The sequence below is a fragment of the Lawsonia intracellularis PHE/MN1-00 genome, assembly GCF_000055945.1.
Lineage (GTDB): Bacteria > Desulfobacterota > Desulfovibrionia > Desulfovibrionales > Desulfovibrionaceae > Bilophila > Bilophila intracellularis.
Genome location: NC_008011.1, coordinates 926933 through 946579 on the forward strand (window position 1 = coordinate 926933; position 19647 = coordinate 946579).

The window sequence follows — 19647 nt, forward strand, 5'->3', positions numbered from 1 at the left end:
GGTAAACGTATGTTATCTTCTATTATCAGACCTACTAAAAATTGCCTACTACACTTTATTATACGTTCTTCCTATCTTACATTATTATTTATTGCTGTATTTCATAATCCAGCACAATCTGTTCGGATTAAAGATATTGCAACATTCTCTGGTGTCCGTAACAACCAACTTATTGGATATGGTCTTGTTATTGGACTCGCTGGGACTGGAGATAAAAGAGACTCACCTTTTACAGCAAGCTCAATGACAAATATGCTTGAACGTATGGGAGTTGCTGTCGATGCTAACAAAATTAAGCCTAAAAATGTAGCAGCTGTTATGGTTACTGCAAATATGCCTGTATCCGCAAGACCTGGGACAGAGCTTGATGTTACAGTTTCCAGTGTGGGTGATGCAAAAAGCCTTCAAGGAGGTGTATTATTACAAACTCCACTAAAAGGTGTTGATGGAAAAGTCTATGCTCTTGCACAAGGTTCACTTATCATTGGAGGATACTCTGCTGAAGGAACTGCAGCTAGCGTTCAAAAAAACTCAACAACTGTAGGCTCTATCCCTGGAGGAGGTATTGTTGAAAAAGGTATTCCTTTTGACTTTAATACTCAACAAAATCTAACACTTAATATGAATAGCAACGACTTTTCTACTACAATGCAAGTAGTAAACCGTTTAAATGCTACTATGGGAGGGAATTTTGCCTCAGCAATAGATGCAGGAACTGTTCGTATTGATATTCCGCCAGCTTATAAAGGAAATCTTGTTCCATTAATTGCTTCTATAGAAAATTTAGAAATTAATCCTGAATCTGTGGCAAAAGTTGTAGTTGATGAAAAAACAGGGACTATTGTTCTTGGACGTGAAGTGCGATTATCACGTGTAGCTGTAGCACATGGTAATCTCCAAGTTGTTATCCAAGAAAGCGCCCAAGTTTCTCAACCTGGACCCTTCAGCCAAGGACAAACAGTTATAACACCTGAAACTAATCTTACCTTACAAGAAGAAACTAAAAGGCTCAATTTGTTAGAAGGAGCCTCTCTACAAGAACTTGTTGATGGACTTAATGCTATTGGTGCTACACCACGTGATATGATTTCTATCTTACGTGCATTGAAAGCCGCAGGTTCTCTCCATGCACAACTGGAGGTTCTATAACCATATGATTAATCCTATTGATCCTTCTTTAGCTCAAAATTCAGCTGAAGAACAAAACTTAAAAGAAATAAAACGTAAAGCAGATAAAGAAATACAAAATCTTGATCCAAATGCTGCTGCAGCTAAAGAAAAAAAACTTCGTGAAGCTGCAGAAGGATTTGAAGCTATCTTTATTCAACAAATGTGGCAAAGTATGCGTGCAAGCCTTCCTAAAGAAGGTATAATGCATAGTCGTGAAGAACAATTTTGGCAAGGGATGTACGATCAAGAGTTAGGCAAAAGTATGGCTTCAGCTGGAGGGATTGGACTTGCTGATATGATGATGGCTCAACTATCTAAAAAATTAGAAAATGCTAGTGAAGTTACAGCAGAAAGTATGCATCGAACACCACTAGATATAAAACCAGTTCCACTTATTGAAGAAAAAGCACCTCAAGAACTAAAACCTACTAATAAAAAACTAGAACATATCTATAATGGCGAATTAAGCCAACATAACTCTTCTATAAAAAATAATACAAAACCTTCTACAACTACTAACACACTTACACCTGTTGAAGAAGCTCTAAATGAATTTTCTAAGCAAATAAAAACACCTTCTTCAACACCTACAGAAAATATAACATCTTCAGACTCAAATACAAAACCTCCTATTATATCTAATACAGTTACTATCCCAAAAAATTAATTAACCTTAGACAAATAAGACCTCTTATATAAAAACTACTTTCCTCTTTTTATAAAGAGTAGTCCTTTATCTGGCATAAAAGCTGATTTGTAACTCCTTAGACAGGAGAAATATACCAATATTTATAACTACTATTAAATATTATTTGGTATAAAAGCTGCATTATTTATAACTAGGCAAAAAAGATCTTTTTTTGTCGGCACAAAATGCCTTGTATTACATTGTTGAACAAAAACAGCTTTCTAATTTATAGGAGATTACTTATGTATATGATCATACATGGCAGTCTTGATCGACAAAAAAAAGGACTTGCTCTATTACAAGAGTTATTAAATGAAGAATTTTCTTTATTAATGGATAGAAAGACAGAAGAAATTATGGCATTAGAATTTTCTATCCACTCTTTATTACGTCAGCTTGCTGGAGAAAAGATTTTTATACAGAAACGGCTTAATGGAGGCAAACTTCTTGACTATGCAGAACTATTATCAGACCCTGAACAAACTAAAGCCATTAAGCAGTTATGGCAAAATATTGACACACTTGAACAAGATTGTTCCCGTCAGGCCTCACTAAATGCAGAACTTTCACTTGCATTGCTTGATCAAAGTAAAAATTTACTTTCTTTCTTGCATAAAAATGTTCAACCTCAAGAAACTCTATCTACATATGGACGATCAGGAACCTATAATCACCATTCACGTCCTGAGGGCACCCTTCTTTCTGGGAGATTGTAATGTCGATCAATACACTTTTCGGTATTGGGAAAAGTGCAATAGCTGGAAACCAGACAGCTCTAAACGTTACTGGTAATAATATAGCAAATGTTAATACACAAGGATATTCCCGCCAAAGTGTACGCTTCGAAGATAGGTATGGACTTAATCAAACTCCAGGAATGCTTGGGCAGGGTGTCCATACAGCTGAAATATACCGCAATTTTAATAGATTTGTAGAAGATGCTTACCTTAATCGTTTTTCCCAAAATACTCGATGGGACGAACAAAGTGCTATTATGAACTCTATAGAAAGCATTTTTAACGAATCAAACCGTACAGGAATTAGTTCACTACTAGGAGAATTTTTTAAAGGATGGCAAAATCTTTCCTTACGTCCAGAAGATGCAGCTACTCGTGAAGCAGTGCTCTCTACAGCTAAAAATCTCACACAACTTATTAACGATGCAAAATCAAGTCTACAAAAAACCCAACAAGAAATGGATCTCTACATCCAACAAAGTGTTAATAAAGTTAATGAGTTAGTAGATGCTATTAAAAACATTAATAAACAAATCTCAGCAACTTATATTCCTGGTCAACAAAACCCTAATCAATTACTTGATCAACGAGATCAACTTGTTCGAGAATTAGCAAACCTGGTAGATATAGAAGTAAAGGATAAAGGTGGAGGAAATTTTGATATACAATTAAAATCTGGACAACCTCTCCTGGAAGGACAAATAGGTTATACACTTAGCGTTGGGGGACAACGAGTTGAAAACTATTTAAAACAAGATTCAAAATATACAGGCACTATAACCTCTAGTGGTTCAGACTCCCATGAATATTCATTTGAAATTATTAATCCTCCTTCTGGTGGAGCACCTGGGAGTATGCGTGTATCACTTGATGGAGGAAAAACTTGGCTTCGTAACGAAGATGGATCTGAACTTAACGTACCTATTCCTACTACGCCTGGTGAAACTATCAAAGTAAAAAATCTTGAAATATCTTTTGATCAAGATCCTTCGCAATTAGTTTCAGGAGACAGGTTTGATGTTATTCCAAAAACAGGTTTATACTGGAATTCACCCACAAGACCTCCGATCAATATTACTCCCCAAACACTAAATGATGGTACAGAAAATACAGGGCGTCTCACTGGAGGAAAACTTACTGCATATTTTAGTACTCGTGATTATAATGCAGGAAGATATATTGATAAACTTGATGCATTAGCAAACTCTATTGTATGGGAAGTAAACCGAATCCACAGTCAAGGTGCTGGAGAACAAAAAATGACTTACTCTTTAGGGAGTAGTCAAGTAAATCGTACAGATGTACCACTGGGAACATCTCAATCTGGTCTTGCCTATGGAAACCGTCTTACAACTGGGAACTTATCATTCCAAATCTATGATGAAAATGGAAAACCTTTACCTGTAGGCACACCTCCAAATGGAATCCCAGAATCTTTAGATCTTGATCCAGGTACGCCTGGAGTTCAAAACTTTGATCCTTCAATTCATAGTCTTGAAGATCTAGTTAATGCCATTAACCACCCTAATAACTATGGTGAATTTATGAAAGCTTCTATTGTTAATGGAAGTCTCCAACTTACCAGTCGTCCTGGAACATCATTTGCAGCAAAAACAGATACAACAGGTTTACTTGCAGCCCTTGGAATCAATACTTTTTTCCAAGGTTCAGATGCTACAGATATGGCTATAAAACCTGATGTTATTCAAAATACAAATTTTATTAATGCTGGAAAGGTTAATGCTAATGGTGAAGTTTCTACAGGTGATAATAGTATAGCTAAAGAACTTGCTGACCTTGCTACAAAAGAAGTAACAATTTCTACTGGATGGGAAACTACACACCAAACATTAGGTGCTTATTATGGTGCACTAGTTGGTCTTGTAGGATCTGATACTCGTACAGCAAAATTTAATGCTGATTATAATAAAACACTTTCAAACGAACTAGAACAACAAGCTTTATCTATTACAGGCGTTAACCTAGATGAAGAAATGACTCAGCTTATTAAATTTCAACATTCATATACTGCAGCAGCAAAACTCATTACAACAGCAGATCAAATGCTGCAAACTTTACTTTCTTTAAAACAGTAGGGAGTAAACATGAGGGTTACCCACCAATCAATGTATTCTGGCATGATCAGTCAGATGAACAAAAGTTTATCTGACTATATGGAGACTAATATACAAGGCGGTACAATGAAAAGAATAAACCGTCCTTCTGATGATCCTGCAGGTACAGCTAGAATCCTCTCTTATCGTGGAAGTATTGGTGGAATAGAACAATTTAAAACAAATACTGATACAGCTATGGGATGGTTATCTCTTGCAGATGAAACACTTAATCAAGTTTCAACAGTTGTTACTAAAATTAAAGAACTTGCCGAACAAGCTGCTACAGATACATATACCCCTGACCAACGTGAAGCTATTGGTTTCCAACTCCGCCAACTTATGGGAACTCTTATAAACCTTTCAAATAATCAATTTGAAGGCAAACATATTTTTTCTGGGCAAGATTATAATAAATCATCCTTTCTAGAAGGACTCACAGTCACAAGCGGAGATCCCAATGTTAACCCTAATCCACCAATGCAGGTTACTGGAACACTTGAAAAAACTGGACTTATTCGCTTTGAAAAAGATGAAACAATCCCTCCAGCAGCAGATCTAAATTATCAGTGGTCAACTGATGGTGGTAAAACTTGGCAAACTGCAACCATCCCTGCTGGGGGACGAGAAATAACTATAGGTGGTGCAGTCGTAACTGTTCCTGCTCCAGCTACAACAAATGTAACAGCATTTGACCCAGATAAACCTCTTGGAGATACTAATGGTTCCTTACTATATGTACGTCCTACAGCTATATACCAAGGGAGTGATAATAACTCAAAACCTATTGTAGACAGATATGGCACTGTACCAATGCCTCCACTTAATACCAATACAGTAGGGACTTTTTCTGATAATGTCGTTGTAAAATTCCCTAATGGTGTTGATTTATCAACTCCTGGATCATTTGATTTCTCTTATAGTACAGATGGAGGCAAAACATGGACAGCAGGAAACTCTGAAGTCATTGTTTCTCCTGGACCACCATCAACTAGTACTGCAAGACTCATTCTGCCTGGTGGCTATATGGATATAGGTTCTGCTGATACTACAAGTCCAAATAATACTATTCCTCCTGATGGACAACTTATCCTTCGCCCCCAACGAACAGATCTTAGTTTTGAAATCATGGAAGGACAAAATATTACTGTCACAAATGTAGGAAAAGATATTTTTGGTGGAATATATTCTACAAATGGCTCATCTAATTTGGAACCTATGTTTGGACAAAATGATGGACGTAATTTATTTGAAACAGTTGGAAATCTTATTGCGTACACTGAAACAAATAATCAAGAAGGCATTGCAAACGCCCTTAAAGATCTTGAATTAGCACAAAAAAATATCCTAACTCAAGCTGCACGTATTGGAGGTAAAGAAAACCGTCTTGAAATCACAAAAGAAGCTCTTGATACAAATAAATATGATCAAACACAACGCTTAAGTGGTGTTGAAGATGCAGACCTTACAGAACTAGTAAGCCGCTTAGCACAACAACAAATGGCTTATTCTACTATATTAAAATCTTCTTCTATGATTATGCAGTTAAATTTAACAAAATACATTTAATCTATTACTAAATAGCAATAGTATGAAAAAATTCTATAATTAATTATCAGATGGTTTAATGATAGTACCTCTATGCCTTTTAATAATTAGTAAATGGAGTTGTCCATGCTCATTTTAACACGGCGTGCAGGGGAAAGCCTATACTTAGATGATAACATACGTATAACTATTCTTGGAGTACAAGGTAAACAGGTAAAAATTGGTCTTGATGTCCCTCCTGAAATGAATATTTATAGGGAAGAAGTTTATCAACGTGTCAAAGAAGAAAATACATTAGCAACTACAATCAATAATAATGATTTAATTGCAGCTGCTCAATTAACAAACAAAGAAGAAATAATAATAGACACTAGATTAGGACAACAAACTATTGAACCTGAAAAAATTATTAATTTCCCTCAAGGATTAATAGGTTTTGAAAATAAACAAAAATTTATACTATTACAAATTCAACCAGCATCACCATTTATTATCTTACAAAGTATTGATAACCCTAAGCTTGGTTTACTTGTAGCAGATCCATATAGTTTTATAAAACACTACACTGTTCAACTTAATGATACAGAAAAAACTATTCTACAATCAGAAGTACACAACTTAGCTATATTAGTTACAATGACTATTCCTAAAGGGAAACCAGATCTTGCAAGACTCAATCTTACAGGGCCAATCCTCATAAACTATGATACCAAAATAGGCCTTCAAGTCCCACAAACTAATTTAGAAACAACAAGTCATGTTTATCTATATCACCCTGGGGAAGAACCAATCCTCAACAAATAGCATTATCTCTTTACTCTTACTCATTTTACATTATTTACTCTAAATTCTCTTTCCTTCTTTTTTCTAATTATCAATCTATATCATGAACATATCTCTATCTCACTATATAAACTAATCATATACTAACTAAATACAATTCTATAATAGAAGTTGCAATAATTATATCTAAGTTTATAATACAACAAAAATGTTTTCACTATTAATTAGATAAGTTAAGAAATTATACTATGTTTCTACCATTACCAACTCCACATGAAATGTCTTTATGGGATAAAGAATCAATCAATATAGGTGTTCCAGAAACTGTTTTAATGGAAAATTCAAGTAGAGAAGCATTACATGTTCTAAAAAAAACCTTTGGTAGTATAGAAAATAAGTATATTCTTATACTAATGGGATCTGGAAAGAATGGTGGTGATGCAGTATGTCTTGCACGCCATTTACATGATGCAAAAGCAAATGTACTTGTACTACATACTCGCTCATTCATTCACTACAAAGGAACTACAAGACAATACCTTAAACTAGCAAAACACTGTGGAATACTGTTTTCTTTAGCAGAAAGCTGGATTACAAAATATAATAAAACCCCTTGGGGGGAACCTGATATTATCATAGACGGACTAATAGGAACAGGACTCTCAAGCAACTTACAACAATTAGAACTAGAATTAGTTAATACAGTTAATAAACTTTCAAAAAAAAGCTTTATATTAGCACTAGATATCCCTTCTGGGCTATCAGGACTTACAGGTAAGCCACAACCTACTGCTATCACAGCAGATATAACTGTTACCTTTGAAGCTGCAAAACCAGGTCTTATCTTACCAGAAGCGTCAAACTATGTAGGCGTGTTACATATTTGTTCTATTGGAATCCCATTATGTGTACGTAAAAAAAATCCACCTTCTTATCAAATGATTAATCAAAAATCTAAGCTTCCCCTACCTAAACCTCAACCTATGTGGTATAAAGGAAATGCTGGTCACTTACTTATTATTGGTGGATCTTCTAACTCAGAGGGGATACTCACTGGTGCACCATGTCTTACAGCATTAGCTGCACTAAGAACAGGTGCTGGCCTTGTTACAATAGCTGCTCCTTACAAGCTATGCAATGAAATTAAAGCAAATTATCCAGATATAATGATGCTTCCACTTGGGACACCAGAAACCTATGAGTGGGGGCCTGATCTTATAGAACAAATACTATCTAAGCTACATAAATATAATTGTATTGTTATTGGACCAGGAATAGGAAGAACTATAGGTACAACCCAATTCATAGCAAAATTGCTTAGTACTCCTAGTCGTATACCTAAAGTGATAGATGCAGATGCCATTATTGCATTAGCTGATGAGACTACTATATTAAAAAATCTTAACCATACAGATATTCTTACTCCACACCCTGGAGAAGCTGCTACTTTATTAAAAACAAATACAACATTAATCCAAAAAAATAGGTTTGATGCTATCCACCAACTTACTTCCCTTTCTTCATCTACATGGATACTTAAAGGTGCAGGAACTATGATAGCCTCTCCTCAAAGTCCTACAACTATTTTCCCTCAGGCTATTCCAAATCTTGCTATTGGAGGCTCTGGGGATGTTCTTTCAGGCTGTATAGGGACTCTCCTTATTCATTATCATGAACAACCTCATATTGCTGCTTGTTTAGCCACACAACTTCATCTTGAAGCAGGAGCAATTCTTTCAAAACAGTTTCTTTATAGAGGGAATACTGCATTAGATATTGCTAATGCTATACCTAATGCATATATAAACCTTATGAAAACATATTCATAAACTTTATGATAATATATAAATACTATTTTGTACTAAACTAATTTAAAAATTCTCTATCAAGAACTCTACAGTTAATTGCTTCAGCTAAATGCTTTACTAAAACTTGTTTTACACCTGCAAGGTCTGCAATAGTTCTACTAATACGCAAAATTCGTGTATAAGCTCGTGCAGATAGAGCTAATTTTTGCATAGCCTCTTTCAAAAAATTTTGTCCATCCGGTCCAATTTGACAAAATTCTTCAAGAAGACGTCCAGATAAATCAGCATTGGTTCGACAATTAGAAAAACTTTTATACCTAACTGACTGTATCTCTCGAGCACGTAAAATATTCTCTAACAACTGAGAAGAACATCTATGAGATGTTAAACTTCTTAATTCTTCATAAGAAACTGTAGGAACAGTGATATGTAAATCAATTCTATCAAGCAAAGGACCTGATAGCCTTGCACGATAACGTTGAATCTGTGAAGCTGTACATATACAACTATGATTTGGATCTGTAGAGTAACCACAAGGGCAAGGGTTCATAGCAGCAACAAGCATACAATCAGCAGGGAAAACAACAGAAAACATAGAGCGAGAAATAGTAACTTTACCTTCTTCAAGTGGTTGTCGTAATACTTCAAGCGTACTTTTAGCATATTCAGGGAACTCATCTAAAAATAATACGCCTCTATGAGCTAAAGAAACTTCTCCTGGACGAGGAGATACACCTCCACCAATAAGTGCAATTTCTGAAATTGTATGATGTGGTGCTCTAAATGGCCTTTTTTGTATCAGCCCTTGCTGATTAAGCAATCCTGCTACACTATATATCTTCGTAACCTCCAAAGATTCTTCAAAATCTAACTTAGGTAATATAGTAGGAATACGTTTAGCAAGCATAGTCTTACCACTTCCAGGAGGTCCTACAAATAGAAGGTTATGTGCGCCTGCAGCAGCAATTTCTATAGCCCTTTTAGCATGCTCTTGTCCTTTAACATCAGCAAAGTCTAAGATTGACTCAACTTCAGGTAAATCTGGTTCAACTGGCTTCACTATAGGTAATGATATTTTCCCTAACAAAAAATCTATTACTTCACTCAACGTTCTTGCACCAAATGTAGATAACTCAGCAACAACACTAGCTTCAGCTGCGTTTTCTGATGCTACAATAATACCTTTTGCTTTTTCTTTCCTAGCTAAAAGTGCTAAAGGAAGAATTCCTGGAATTGGCTTTAACGTCCCTGTAAGTGAAAGCTCTCCACCCATGAACCATCCACTTATAACTTCAACAGGCAAGTTATTAGAAGCCACAAGTAAACCTATGGCTAAAGGTAAATCATACCCACTGCCACCTTTACGACGGTTTGCTGGAGCCAAATTAACTGTTATCCTGGCAGGAGGTAGTGTAAAGCCACAAGAACGCAATGCAGCAAAAACACGCTCTTTAGCTTCACGGACAGCACCCTCAGCAAGGCCAACCATTACAAATGACGGTAATCCTTGACGTAAAAAATCTACTTCAAGATCCACACGAAAAGCATCAACACCTTCTAAAGCTCCACAAGCAAGCCTTACTGTCATGCAGTATCCTCAACAAACTTAGTAGATTCTTCAACTGCACTTTGGAGTGTAGGGAAAATGTTTTCTTTACCTACTGCATGGATAATACCAGCACGGTCAAGAGTAGATCTTGTTGCAGGATGAATATCTGCAAGAAATATTTTACAACCAGACCTTCTTTTTTCAATAAAGGACTCTAATGTATGGATAGCTGTCATATCTATTGTAGGCATATTATGCAAATATAAAATAAATACCTTAGGAGTAGTTTCCATTGCTTCTAAAAGTTTTTGTAAACGATCTGCAACACCAAAAAAGAGAGGACCATTTATTGAAAAAATATGCACTCCTTTTGGCAACTTATCCTTTTCAACCGGTATATCTTGGACTATCTCATGAGATTGATATTCTTTTGTAACTGTTTGTAACTGTGTAATTTCACCCATCCTCCCCATAAAAAATAATGATGCCAAAATAACACCTACATAGACAGCAGTCGTAAGATCTAAAACTACAGTCAAAATAAATGTAAGCAACATAAGCGCCCAATCTGCTGTTGGTCCATAGAACATACGTCTGACTGTCATTAAGTCACTCATATCATAAGCAACGACAACAAGGACACCAGCAAATGCAGATAATGGGATCAACTCTATTGCAGGCATCAAATAAAGAATAAAACCAAATAAAAATATAGCATGAAAAATAGAAGAAATAGGTGAATATGCTCCTGAACGTATATTAGTCATAGTTCTACCGATAGAACCTGTCGCAGGCATCCCATTAAATAAAACAGAACCAATATTACCTACCCCTTGAGCTATTAATTCCATATTAGAATTATGACGTTTCCCTGTCATACTATCAGCAACTACACATGAAAGAAGGGACTCTATTGCAATTAATAATGCCATAGTGAAAGCATCTGGTAATAAGATACGTAACCTCTCAATACTAAAATCTAATGGTACTAAAAAAGATGGGATATCAGATGGGAGTGTTCCAAAACGACTACCTATTGTTTCTACAGGTAAATCAAATAGCCAAACAATAACCGTTGTAAAAATAACACCCATCACTGGTGCTGGAAAACGAGGAATATAAAAACGAACGCTAATAATAACTAATAATGTAAAAAAAGAAGTAAAGAGTGTTGAAGGACTAAATGAAAGTGCATTACGTAAGTATAAATGCCACTTATCAAAAAATTCTGGTGGAGTTTCAGCCATAGGTAGGCCAAAAAAGTCTTTTACTTGTGAAGAAAAAATTAATAAAGCAATCCCTAAGGTAAAACCTATTGTTACAGGATATGGAATATATTTTATAAGAAATCCAAGCCGAGTAATGCCACAAAAAATAAGGATTGTACCTGAAATAATTGTTGTAATAATTAACCCATCATATCCATATCGTGAAATAATAGTAAAGATAATAATAACTAAAGCCCCTGTTGGACCACAAATTTGAAAATTACTCCCACTTAAAAAGGCCATGATTAAACTTGCAACTATACTTGAATAAAGACCTTTTTCTGGTGTTAACCCAGACGCTATTGAAAAAGCTAAACTAAGAGGAAGTGCGATAACAGCAATATTACATCCTGCAGAAAAATCTTTAAAAAGCATTTTATAGCTATAACCCTGAGCTAGGGTTTTAAATAGACTAGGGACAAATGGAATCTTATCTAATGCTTTTTGTTTATAGATATCCATAAAAAATCCTCATAAAAAATCCTTAGTTAGTATTGGAGCTCAAGTATAAAATAAAATCCTGTACAAATTTGTACAGGATATAAAAAACGTTATATCAAAAACTTCTTTAATATTGTTTACCAGCATATTGAAGTCTTCCAGGTAAAACAAGTCGACGCTCAAGATACTTTAATAGCGCTGAAATACTTAATGTCATTATTAAATAGAATATTGCGACAGTGAGCCATACTTCAAAAGCACGGAAATTTACAGAAATAATTTCTTGTCCCTGCCTTGTTAATTCTCCAACACCTATAACTACCAATAATGAGGTATCCTTCAAAGAAATAATACACTGATTTGTCAATGGAGGGATCATGCGTCTAAAGGCTTGTGGCCAAATAATATACAACATTGCTTGGGCATGGGTCAATCCAGTAGAACGTGCAGCTTCCATTTGCCCATGAGATATAGAAATAATCGAACCTCTAACAATTTCAGCGATATATGCGCCAGAGTTTACTCCAATTGCTATTACTCCTGCCCAATTAGGAGGAATATGTATATCAAGAGCCAAAGGAAGGGCAAAATATAAAAACATTACAAGTACTATTAAAGGAGTTCCTCTAATAATTTCTACGTATATTACTGCCAAAGTACGTAAAAAAGGAAAACGTGGGGTATTTATAAGTCCTACAAGTATCCCTAAGGCCAAACCTAAAAAAAGACCACCAATTGTAATTATAAGTGTTAATTCAACACCTTCTAGTAATAGTGGTGCTGTCTCTAACATAACTTGTGGTTGAAAATCAAAACTCATTTAATCACCAGGCATTTGAAAGTAATATTAATACTCTCCCCATTATATATCACTTGTATCATTTCAATAAATATAACAAAACATATATTATATAACTACTTATACTTATTAGCTTTAATGTATTATTCAGGGGGAAGTCCAAACCATTTTTTATAAAGTTCTGTATAGATCCCATTTCTCTTAAGTTCATTAAGCGCAGTATTTACTTTTTGAACTAACTCCTCTGAATTTTTTCGAAAAGCAATTCCATATGGTTGTCCTTTATATTTAGGACCAACTAGTTTAACTTTTCCTTTTCCTGCTGAAGAGGCAAAATACTGTAATACTGGAGCATCAAAAACAACAGCATCAACGCCACCAGTCATAAGATCAAAAAACATTCCATCATTAGTAGGGAAAAGCTTTAATGACCTTTGCTTACCAAAGCTCTTCATAAAATCTACAGAAGAAGTTCCTGTTTTTACACCAACAGTTTTCCCAACAAGATCTTCCAACTTTGAAATTGACTCTTCTCCTGCACGAACAAGAATCATTAATCCTGATTCATAGTAAGGCTGAGAAAATAATATAACTTTAGCTCGTTCAGGAGTAATTGTCATTCCTGAGATTGCAATGTCAATACTACCAGTTTGTAATCCAGGAATAATGCCATTAAAATCCATAGGTTGAAAAGTATAGGGTATATTAGCAATCTCTGCGATATGCTCCCATAGTTCAATATCGAATCCTACAAAATTACCCTCTTTATCTTTAAACTCAAAAGGCATTAAATTTGTATCATGGGCAACGACTAACCCTTTTGCATTAGCAAAAAAACCAAAAGTATTAGTAAAAAATAGTCCTAAAATAAAAACAAATATTTTATATTTCATATTGCCTCTATAAACATTCTTTCAAATGCTTTAATAATATTAAAGTAGGATCTATTTAGTTAAATAATCATTAGATAGCTAAGGTATGGTTTATAGTTAGCTTATAATTATAATAGAATAATTATAATAAAGTTGATTATTAATTCTAACTTTATTTTGATAAAATATCAAGTTAGTTGTTATTTAAGAAATAGTTGTTAGACGTAGTTCTAAAAAATAATGTTGTATGCATAGCAAAATAACTATTACTATTTAACATAAATAATATAATAATTATCTCTGATAGGAGATAATAAATAAAAATTAAACTAACAAACTAAATTTACTACATATTTAGTCTTGAATTTTCTATTTTAGAACTATTTAAAAATTTTAAATATAACATTACTTATTATTTTCATCGATATTTAATTATTACCATAAATTAAAAATGATATAGAATAATTACTATATAATCCCCTATATAAATAGCTAATTATATATTCTCAAAATTAAAAGAGCTCCATTAATGGAGCTCTTTTAATAACGTATATTAATTCGTTAATTTTCTGTTGGCTCCTCAAGTTTCATCTTTAGCAGATCTCCAAGGCTTTGACCAGAGTCAGGGCCTGTTCTACTATACTCCCGAGATTTACGATGCTCTTCATCTTCTTTTAGTTGTTTTATTGAAAGCCCTAAACGACGCTCTTCAGCACTAACATGAATAATTTTTGCCTGAATTTCTTCACCATCTTTATAAATTTCAGAGGGTGATTTTATTTTTTTAGAGCTTAATTCAGAAACATGTACAAGACCTTCAATCCCCTCCTCGACCTCAACAAATAAACCAAAATCGGTAATATTTGTAATGATGCCTTTCACAATACCTCCAACAGGATACACAGAAGGGGCATTTGACCATGGATCTTCAGTAAGCTGCTTGATGCCAAGGGTAAACTTTTCATTTTCCTGATCAACAGTGAGCACTTTTGCCTGAACAGTATCTCCTACTTTAAATAACTCATTTGGATGACGAACTTTTTTCGTCCAACTGATATCAGAAACATGAATTAATCCATCAATTCCATCCTCAATACCAATAAACATCCCAAATTCTGTAATATTTTTAACTACACCCTCAAGTATTGTCCCTTCTGGATATTTCTCACCTACTAATTCCCATGGATTAGGCTTGACTTGCTTCATCCCTAGAGAGATACGCTTTTTATCCTGATCAATACCAAGAATAACAACTTCTACTTCATCTCCTTGATGAACCATTTGAGATGGATGACGAAGCTTTCTTGTCCAAGACATTTCGGAAATATGGACAAGTCCTTCAACTCCTGACTCAAGTTCCACAAAAACACCATAATCAACAAGATTTGTAACTTTTCCAACATGATGAGAAGTTTCAGGAAAGCGTTCTGTGATGTCTTGCCATGGATCTGGAACAAGTTGCTTCAAACCTAAAGAAACTTTTTGATTCTCTTTATCAAAAGAAAGAACTTTTAACTCTAACTCCTGACCTAAATTAACCATTTCTCGAGGATGACGGATACGCTTCCAAGACATATCTGTGATATGAAGGAGACCATCAAGCCCACCAAGATCAACAAATACACCATACTCAGTAACATTTTTGACTTTACCAACAACAACCTGGCCTTCGGAAATTGTTTGGAGTAAATCCTGCCGCTTTGAATCACGCTCTTCCTCTAAAAGAACTCGACGAGAAACAATTACATTACTCCGTCTACGATTAATTTTTAGTACACGAAATTCATACTCTTGATTTACTAACATATCCATATCTGGTACAGGACGAAGATCAACATGAGAACCAGGTAAGAATGCTTCCACTCCCCTAAGGTCAATTGTATAACCACCCTTTATACGACGTACAATACGTCCTTTAATAATACCATTTTTCTCTTGTAGATCTTCAAGTTGATCAAAAAGCTGCATTCTTTTAGCTTTTTCAAAAGACAAAATAATAGTTCCTTCTTGCTCATTCTTTCGAACAACAAAAACATCTATTTTATCTCCAACTTTAGCTGTAATATTCCCATCAGTATTTTGAAATTCAATAGTAGGAATTTGTCCTTCAGACTTAAAGTTTACATCAACAAGTACATTATCATCATCTATACGAACGATCTCACCTTTGACAATGGTTCCTTCCTCAAGATCACCAAAATCTGTACTGAGATAGTCTTCAAGTGCGCTTTCAAAATTAAAGTCTAGGTCTGTACCGTTATTTTCCATAGTTTCCTCAGTTTCCATATAACCTCCACAAGGCCCACATACTTTTTTCAACCTAAGGTAAGTCGTTTTCAATAACAACTGTCATGGATTATGGCAAGGGTCGAAAATCTCTTTATAATTTTTATTTGTATAAAAAAAGGTTCATTAAGAACCTTTTTTTATACATAACTAAATATAAAATCGTAATAATATCTGATAGTAATTATTACTATACTATAACTAAATTTATAGATTATAAGTAGCAAAAAATTGTTTAAATAAATTTACAACATAATCTATAATAATAACTACATTCATTATAAACTAGGTTAAATTTTATAACATAATTACTATTACCCCTCATTGATAAACCCACAATCTTTGGGCAAATTTGAACGAGAAGCTTCCATTCGTGCAAGATTATCACATCGTTCATTTTCAAAATGACCACTATGCCCTCTAACCCATGTAAATATAACATTATGGCGCTCAAGTTGACGTTGCAGTCTTTTCCATAGGTCTTGATTTTTCACTGGTTTTTTACTTGCAGTTTTCCAATTATTTTTCTCCCAAAACACTAACCACTGTTTCTCCACAGCATTACGTAAATATTGAGAATCAGTATATAACATAACTAAACAAGATTCTTTTAGCTTTTCAAGAGCATAAATAGCTGCTATCATTTCCATTCTGTTATTTGTTGTGTAACTAAAACCACCCGAAATCTCCTGTTCATAGTCTCCATAACGTAAAATAGCTGCCCATCCACCTGCCCCTGGATTACCAAGACAAGAACCATCTGTGAATACTTCTACCGATTTCAAGTAGTTACTCCTCACCTCAAATAACTATACATACTATATTGAATAGCATAGATTAACTAATTGTTCATATCATTTCAGTAAAAAATAACATAAACTTTTAGGGCTACTTATACTAGTTACCATCTTATATAACACCTTTAAATTTTTACTTTTAATTATACTTATATCTTACCAGCCTAAGTAACCCTCACTATACATAAACAAAAGGACTTAGTAATATCCCAATAATAAAAAATAAACCAAAAAGAAAATGAAAACCTGCTGTCCACTTTACAAGATTTTTTATTTCAACTGTTATATCAGGGTATTTAATACGTTGGAACTTTCTAATTAAAAGAGGAAAAAGAACTAATGGTAATAAAGCAACTGTTGGTAATATTCTTAGCGCAACTAAACATACTAACACAACAAAAGCCATTATGCAGATTACCTTATAAAGTAACAAACTGCGCTTAAACCCTAACCATAACGCTATTGTTTTAATACCTGAAGCATTATCATATTCAATATCACGAAGATCATTTGCATGCATAATAGCTGTAACTAAAAAAGCTATCGGTATTGATACAAAGAATATATTCATATTTAATGAGTAAGTTTGTATATAATATGCAGGAAGTACCATAAATGGCCCCATTAAAAAAAATACAAAAATAGGTCCAAGCCCTTTATACTTATATGGGGACCATCCTGTTGTATATGATGCAGCTCCCAAGAACCCTATAAAACCAAAAACAAAGACAGGCCAACCACATAAAAAAATTAAAAATAAGCCAATGATAATAGCAGTAGTAAGCATACCAATCCCAACATATTTCATTTTATATGCTGGAAGAATACCAGTGACAATTTGAGGACATGTAATAGCTGAATCTATAGTATCTACCCCTGACATATAGTCACCATATGTGTTAAGAAAATTAGCACCAGCCTGTAAAAAAATACCACCTAATAAAGCTAAAATGAATAAAAATAGATCGAAATGGTATCCATCACTAATTGCTAGCGATGTTCCTAAAGCAATAGGAGTAAATGCAGCTGTAAATGTCCAAGGTCTACTTGCAATAATCCATTGATATAACATAACAACTCCCTTAACAACACTACATATCTTATTAATACTATTATTATTTATTATTGAGGGAATCTTCTTAAGAAACTGTTTATAGCTTCACAAAGGTATTTAGATTAACTTTTAACCTAAAATAGGGAAAAGAACAAAAACCATGAGGGTCCATAAAGAATGAGAAACAATGCAAGGAATAAGGTTGCTTGTCCTCCAAAAAATGAGCCCCCAAAATAATCCTGCAATAGCAGCAGAAAAAATTAGCATACTATTCATTGACCATATATGAACTCCTGCATAACTGACTCCAGCTAATAGCCAACCACCTAAGTCCCCAAAACGTGTCATAGCCCAACGTTGAAAAAATCCACGCCAAAAAATTTCTTCTGCAGGACTAGTAATAAATAGCAAAATAAACCCTATAAGTACTGAGTTACTCTGTTCACGAATACTATAAATATCTGCTACTTGTGCTTGAGCAAAAGGAAGTAACTTTGTAGCAATCATATCTCCAAGATAAAAAATACTATACAAAATAAATGCAGAGCCTATACCTAACAAGCATACTTTCCATGAAAATTTACTATAATGAAACGGAGAACCCAATAAAAAAGAAAAAAAAGCTAACACCATAGAAGAACAGCTCATACCTAACCAAAAATTTATGTATGTTGTTCCAAAGACTATTGCCCAAAAAATAACAGCTAATAAAACTAAAAATAAAACTTGAAGTCCAGAAGGTGTATGATTTTTCATAATATAACTTGTATAATACCCCATAACAAAACTCCCACAACATAAAAGACCCCAAAAAGAAAGTGAAATTGAGCTGTCCATCCTTCAAGTACTATTAATTCATTATCTATTTCAGAAGCTCTTAGCCTTTTAAGTTTACTATTTAAATACGGAGTAAGAGCTAATGGAAGTATCCCTGTAATAGGAACAAGACCAAAAGCAACAACAAAAATCAGTGATACAAATGCACCTAAACATAATATTCTATATAGTACCAAACTACTTTTAAGCTCTAGCCAAATAGCAACTGTACTAATATTGGCAAGTTTATCATGTTGAATATCTCGTAAATCATTTGCATGCATAATAGCTGTAACTAAAAACGAAATAGGTAATGAAGCAAAAAATGAGCTCCAAGTAAGGACGTCTGCTTGAACATAATAGGCTGGTAAAACCATACATGGTCCCATAAGAAAAAATACAAATATAGGTCCAAGCCCTTTATATTTATATGGAGAGCTACCTGTTGTATAAGTAGCTGAACCAATAAGACCGATTACTCCAAAAAGTAATATAGGCCAACCTGATAATAAATAAAGGATTAAACCTAAGATAACAGAAAGAACTAATAAAGCTATCCCCACCTGCTTCACTTTCTCAGGTAAAAGGATTCCTCTAACAAGCTGCGGACAGGTTACTGCCGAGTCCAACGTATCTACTCCTGAAATAAAGTCACCATATGTATTAAGAAGATTTGTTCCTGCTTGTAAAAGAAGCCCAGATAATAATATAAGCAAAAAGCAAAAAAAATGAAAAGGAACACCAGGTGTTTTTACCGTTCCAGACCAAGCTAAAGCTGTACCTAAAGAAATAGGGATTAAAGCAGCAGTAAAAGACCAAGGACGTGTAGCAATAATCCATGTATATAACATAACTATTCTCCAACTACCTAAAAAAAAAAAAAAAAAAAAAAAAAAAAAAAAAAAAAGTAAGAGATA

16 protein-coding genes and 1 pseudogene are annotated in these 19647 nt (G+C 34.2%); 8 read left to right on the forward strand and 9 right to left on the reverse strand.

What is annotated here, in order from left to right; all coding sequences use genetic code 11:
- The first annotated feature begins 9 nt into the window (after positions 1-9).
- The 8 genes and pseudogenes from LI_RS04070 (at position 10) to LI_RS04100 (ending at position 8869) form a co-directional block, all read left to right on the forward strand.
- Complete coding sequence (locus tag LI_RS04070; RefSeq protein WP_011526827.1) at positions 10-1149, forward strand: flagellar basal body P-ring protein FlgI; 1140 nt, start codon at positions 10-12, stop codon at positions 1147-1149.
- Positions 1150-1153: 4 nt separating this feature from the next.
- A complete protein-coding gene (locus LI_RS04075; protein ID WP_011526828.1) occupies positions 1154-1837 on the forward strand; it encodes a rod-binding protein in 684 nt (227 codons plus the stop codon).
- Between the two features lie 263 nt (positions 1838-2100).
- Positions 2101-2574 (forward strand): flagellar protein FlgN, encoded by a 474-nt coding sequence (locus LI_RS04080; protein ID WP_015353776.1) that lies wholly within the window; start codon positions 2101-2103, stop codon positions 2572-2574.
- On the forward strand, positions 2574-4691 hold the full coding sequence (flgK, locus tag LI_RS04085; RefSeq protein ID WP_011526830.1) for a flagellar hook-associated protein FlgK: 2118 nt from the start codon (positions 2574-2576) through the stop codon (positions 4689-4691). The genes LI_RS04080 and flgK overlap by 1 nt, the downstream gene beginning before the upstream one ends.
- A gap of 9 nt (positions 4692-4700) precedes the next feature.
- On the forward strand, positions 4701-6278 hold the full coding sequence (gene flgL / locus LI_RS04090; protein ID WP_011526831.1) for a flagellar hook-associated protein FlgL: 1578 nt from the start codon (positions 4701-4703) through the stop codon (positions 6276-6278).
- Between the two features lie 105 nt (positions 6279-6383).
- Positions 6384-6599: pseudogene (gene csrA, locus LI_RS07615) on the forward strand (carbon storage regulator CsrA); the annotation flags it as partial.
- Positions 6582-7061: a flagellar assembly protein FliW gene (fliW, locus tag LI_RS07620; RefSeq protein ID WP_258524476.1), complete on the forward strand. Its 480-nt coding sequence runs from the start codon at positions 6582-6584 to the stop codon at positions 7059-7061. The pseudogene csrA and the gene fliW, both read left to right, overlap by 18 nt.
- A 227-nt stretch (positions 7062-7288) precedes the next feature.
- Positions 7289-8869, forward strand: a complete 1581-nt coding sequence (locus LI_RS04100) for a bifunctional ADP-dependent NAD(P)H-hydrate dehydratase/NAD(P)H-hydrate epimerase (RefSeq protein ID WP_011526833.1) — start codon at positions 7289-7291, stop codon at positions 8867-8869.
- Positions 8870-8906: 37 nt separating this feature from the next.
- Here LI_RS04100 and LI_RS04105 read toward each other — a convergent pair whose 3' ends face one another.
- The 9 genes from LI_RS04105 to menA (LI_RS04145) all read right to left on the reverse strand — a co-directional run bounded on the left by LI_RS04105 (position 8907) and on the right by menA (LI_RS04145) (position 19581).
- Complete coding sequence (locus tag LI_RS04105; protein ID WP_011526834.1) at positions 8907-10436, reverse strand: YifB family Mg chelatase-like AAA ATPase; 1530 nt, start codon at positions 10434-10436, stop codon at positions 8907-8909.
- A complete protein-coding gene (locus LI_RS04110) occupies positions 10433-12127 on the reverse strand; it encodes a SulP family inorganic anion transporter (protein WP_011526835.1) in 1695 nt (564 codons plus the stop codon). The genes LI_RS04105 and LI_RS04110 overlap by 4 nt, the downstream gene beginning before the upstream one ends.
- A 106-nt stretch (positions 12128-12233) precedes the next feature.
- Positions 12234-12926: an amino acid ABC transporter permease gene (locus LI_RS04115; RefSeq protein WP_011526836.1), complete on the reverse strand. Its 693-nt coding sequence runs from the start codon at positions 12924-12926 to the stop codon at positions 12234-12236.
- 122 nt (positions 12927-13048) lie between these two features.
- A complete protein-coding gene (locus LI_RS04120; protein ID WP_011526837.1) occupies positions 13049-13798 on the reverse strand; it encodes a glutamine ABC transporter substrate-binding protein in 750 nt (249 codons plus the stop codon).
- A 540-nt stretch (positions 13799-14338) separates the two neighbouring features.
- On the reverse strand, positions 14339-16063 hold the full coding sequence (locus LI_RS04125) for a 30S ribosomal protein S1 (RefSeq protein WP_011526838.1): 1725 nt from the start codon (positions 16061-16063) through the stop codon (positions 14339-14341).
- 314 nt (positions 16064-16377) lie between these two features.
- A complete protein-coding gene (gene rnhA / locus LI_RS04130) occupies positions 16378-16848 on the reverse strand; it encodes a ribonuclease HI (protein ID WP_041817134.1) in 471 nt (156 codons plus the stop codon).
- Between the two features lie 190 nt (positions 16849-17038).
- Positions 17039-17932 carry a 1,4-dihydroxy-2-naphthoate octaprenyltransferase gene (menA, locus tag LI_RS04135; protein ID WP_011526840.1) on the reverse strand — a complete coding sequence of 298 codons (894 nt, stop codon included), beginning with the start codon at positions 17930-17932 and terminating at the stop codon, positions 17039-17041.
- Positions 17933-18043: 111 nt separating this feature from the next.
- Entirely contained in the window at positions 18044-18670 is a 627-nt protein-coding gene (locus LI_RS04140) for a CPBP family intramembrane glutamic endopeptidase (RefSeq protein WP_011526841.1), read from the reverse strand.
- Entirely contained in the window at positions 18667-19581 is a 915-nt protein-coding gene (menA, locus tag LI_RS04145) for a 1,4-dihydroxy-2-naphthoate octaprenyltransferase (protein ID WP_011526842.1), read from the reverse strand. The genes LI_RS04140 and menA (LI_RS04145) overlap by 4 nt, the downstream gene beginning before the upstream one ends.
- Between the last annotated feature and the right edge of the window lie 66 nt (positions 19582-19647).

Coding starts and splice junctions, on each gene's coding strand:
- flgK (WP_011526830.1), top strand. CDS start 2,574: ATGTCGATCAATACACTTTTCGGTATTGGGAAAAGTGCAATAGCTGGA.
- LI_RS04075 (WP_011526828.1), top strand. CDS start 1,154: ATGATTAATCCTATTGATCCTTCTTTAGCTCAAAATTCAGCTGAAGAA.
- flgL (WP_011526831.1), top strand. CDS start 4,701: ATGAGGGTTACCCACCAATCAATGTATTCTGGCATGATCAGTCAGATG.
- LI_RS04120 (WP_011526837.1), bottom strand. CDS start 13,798: ATGAAATATAAAATATTTGTTTTTATTTTAGGACTATTTTTTACTAAT.
- LI_RS04125 (WP_011526838.1), bottom strand. CDS start 16,063: ATGGAAACTGAGGAAACTATGGAAAATAACGGTACAGACCTAGACTTT.
- LI_RS04105 (WP_011526834.1), bottom strand. CDS start 10,436: ATGACAGTAAGGCTTGCTTGTGGAGCTTTAGAAGGTGTTGATGCTTTT.
- LI_RS04080 (WP_015353776.1), top strand. CDS start 2,101: ATGTATATGATCATACATGGCAGTCTTGATCGACAAAAAAAAGGACTT.
- LI_RS04115 (WP_011526836.1), bottom strand. CDS start 12,926: ATGAGTTTTGATTTTCAACCACAAGTTATGTTAGAGACAGCACCACTA.
- menA (WP_011526840.1), bottom strand. CDS start 17,932: ATGTTATATCAATGGATTATTGCAAGTAGACCTTGGACATTTACAGCT.
- LI_RS04110 (WP_011526835.1), bottom strand. CDS start 12,127: ATGGATATCTATAAACAAAAAGCATTAGATAAGATTCCATTTGTCCCT.
- menA (WP_011526842.1), bottom strand. CDS start 19,581: ATGTTATATACATGGATTATTGCTACACGTCCTTGGTCTTTTACTGCT.
- LI_RS04100 (WP_011526833.1), top strand. CDS start 7,289: ATGTTTCTACCATTACCAACTCCACATGAAATGTCTTTATGGGATAAA.
- LI_RS04070 (WP_011526827.1), top strand. CDS start 10: ATGTTATCTTCTATTATCAGACCTACTAAAAATTGCCTACTACACTTT.
- LI_RS04140 (WP_011526841.1), bottom strand. CDS start 18,670: ATGAAAAATCATACACCTTCTGGACTTCAAGTTTTATTTTTAGTTTTA.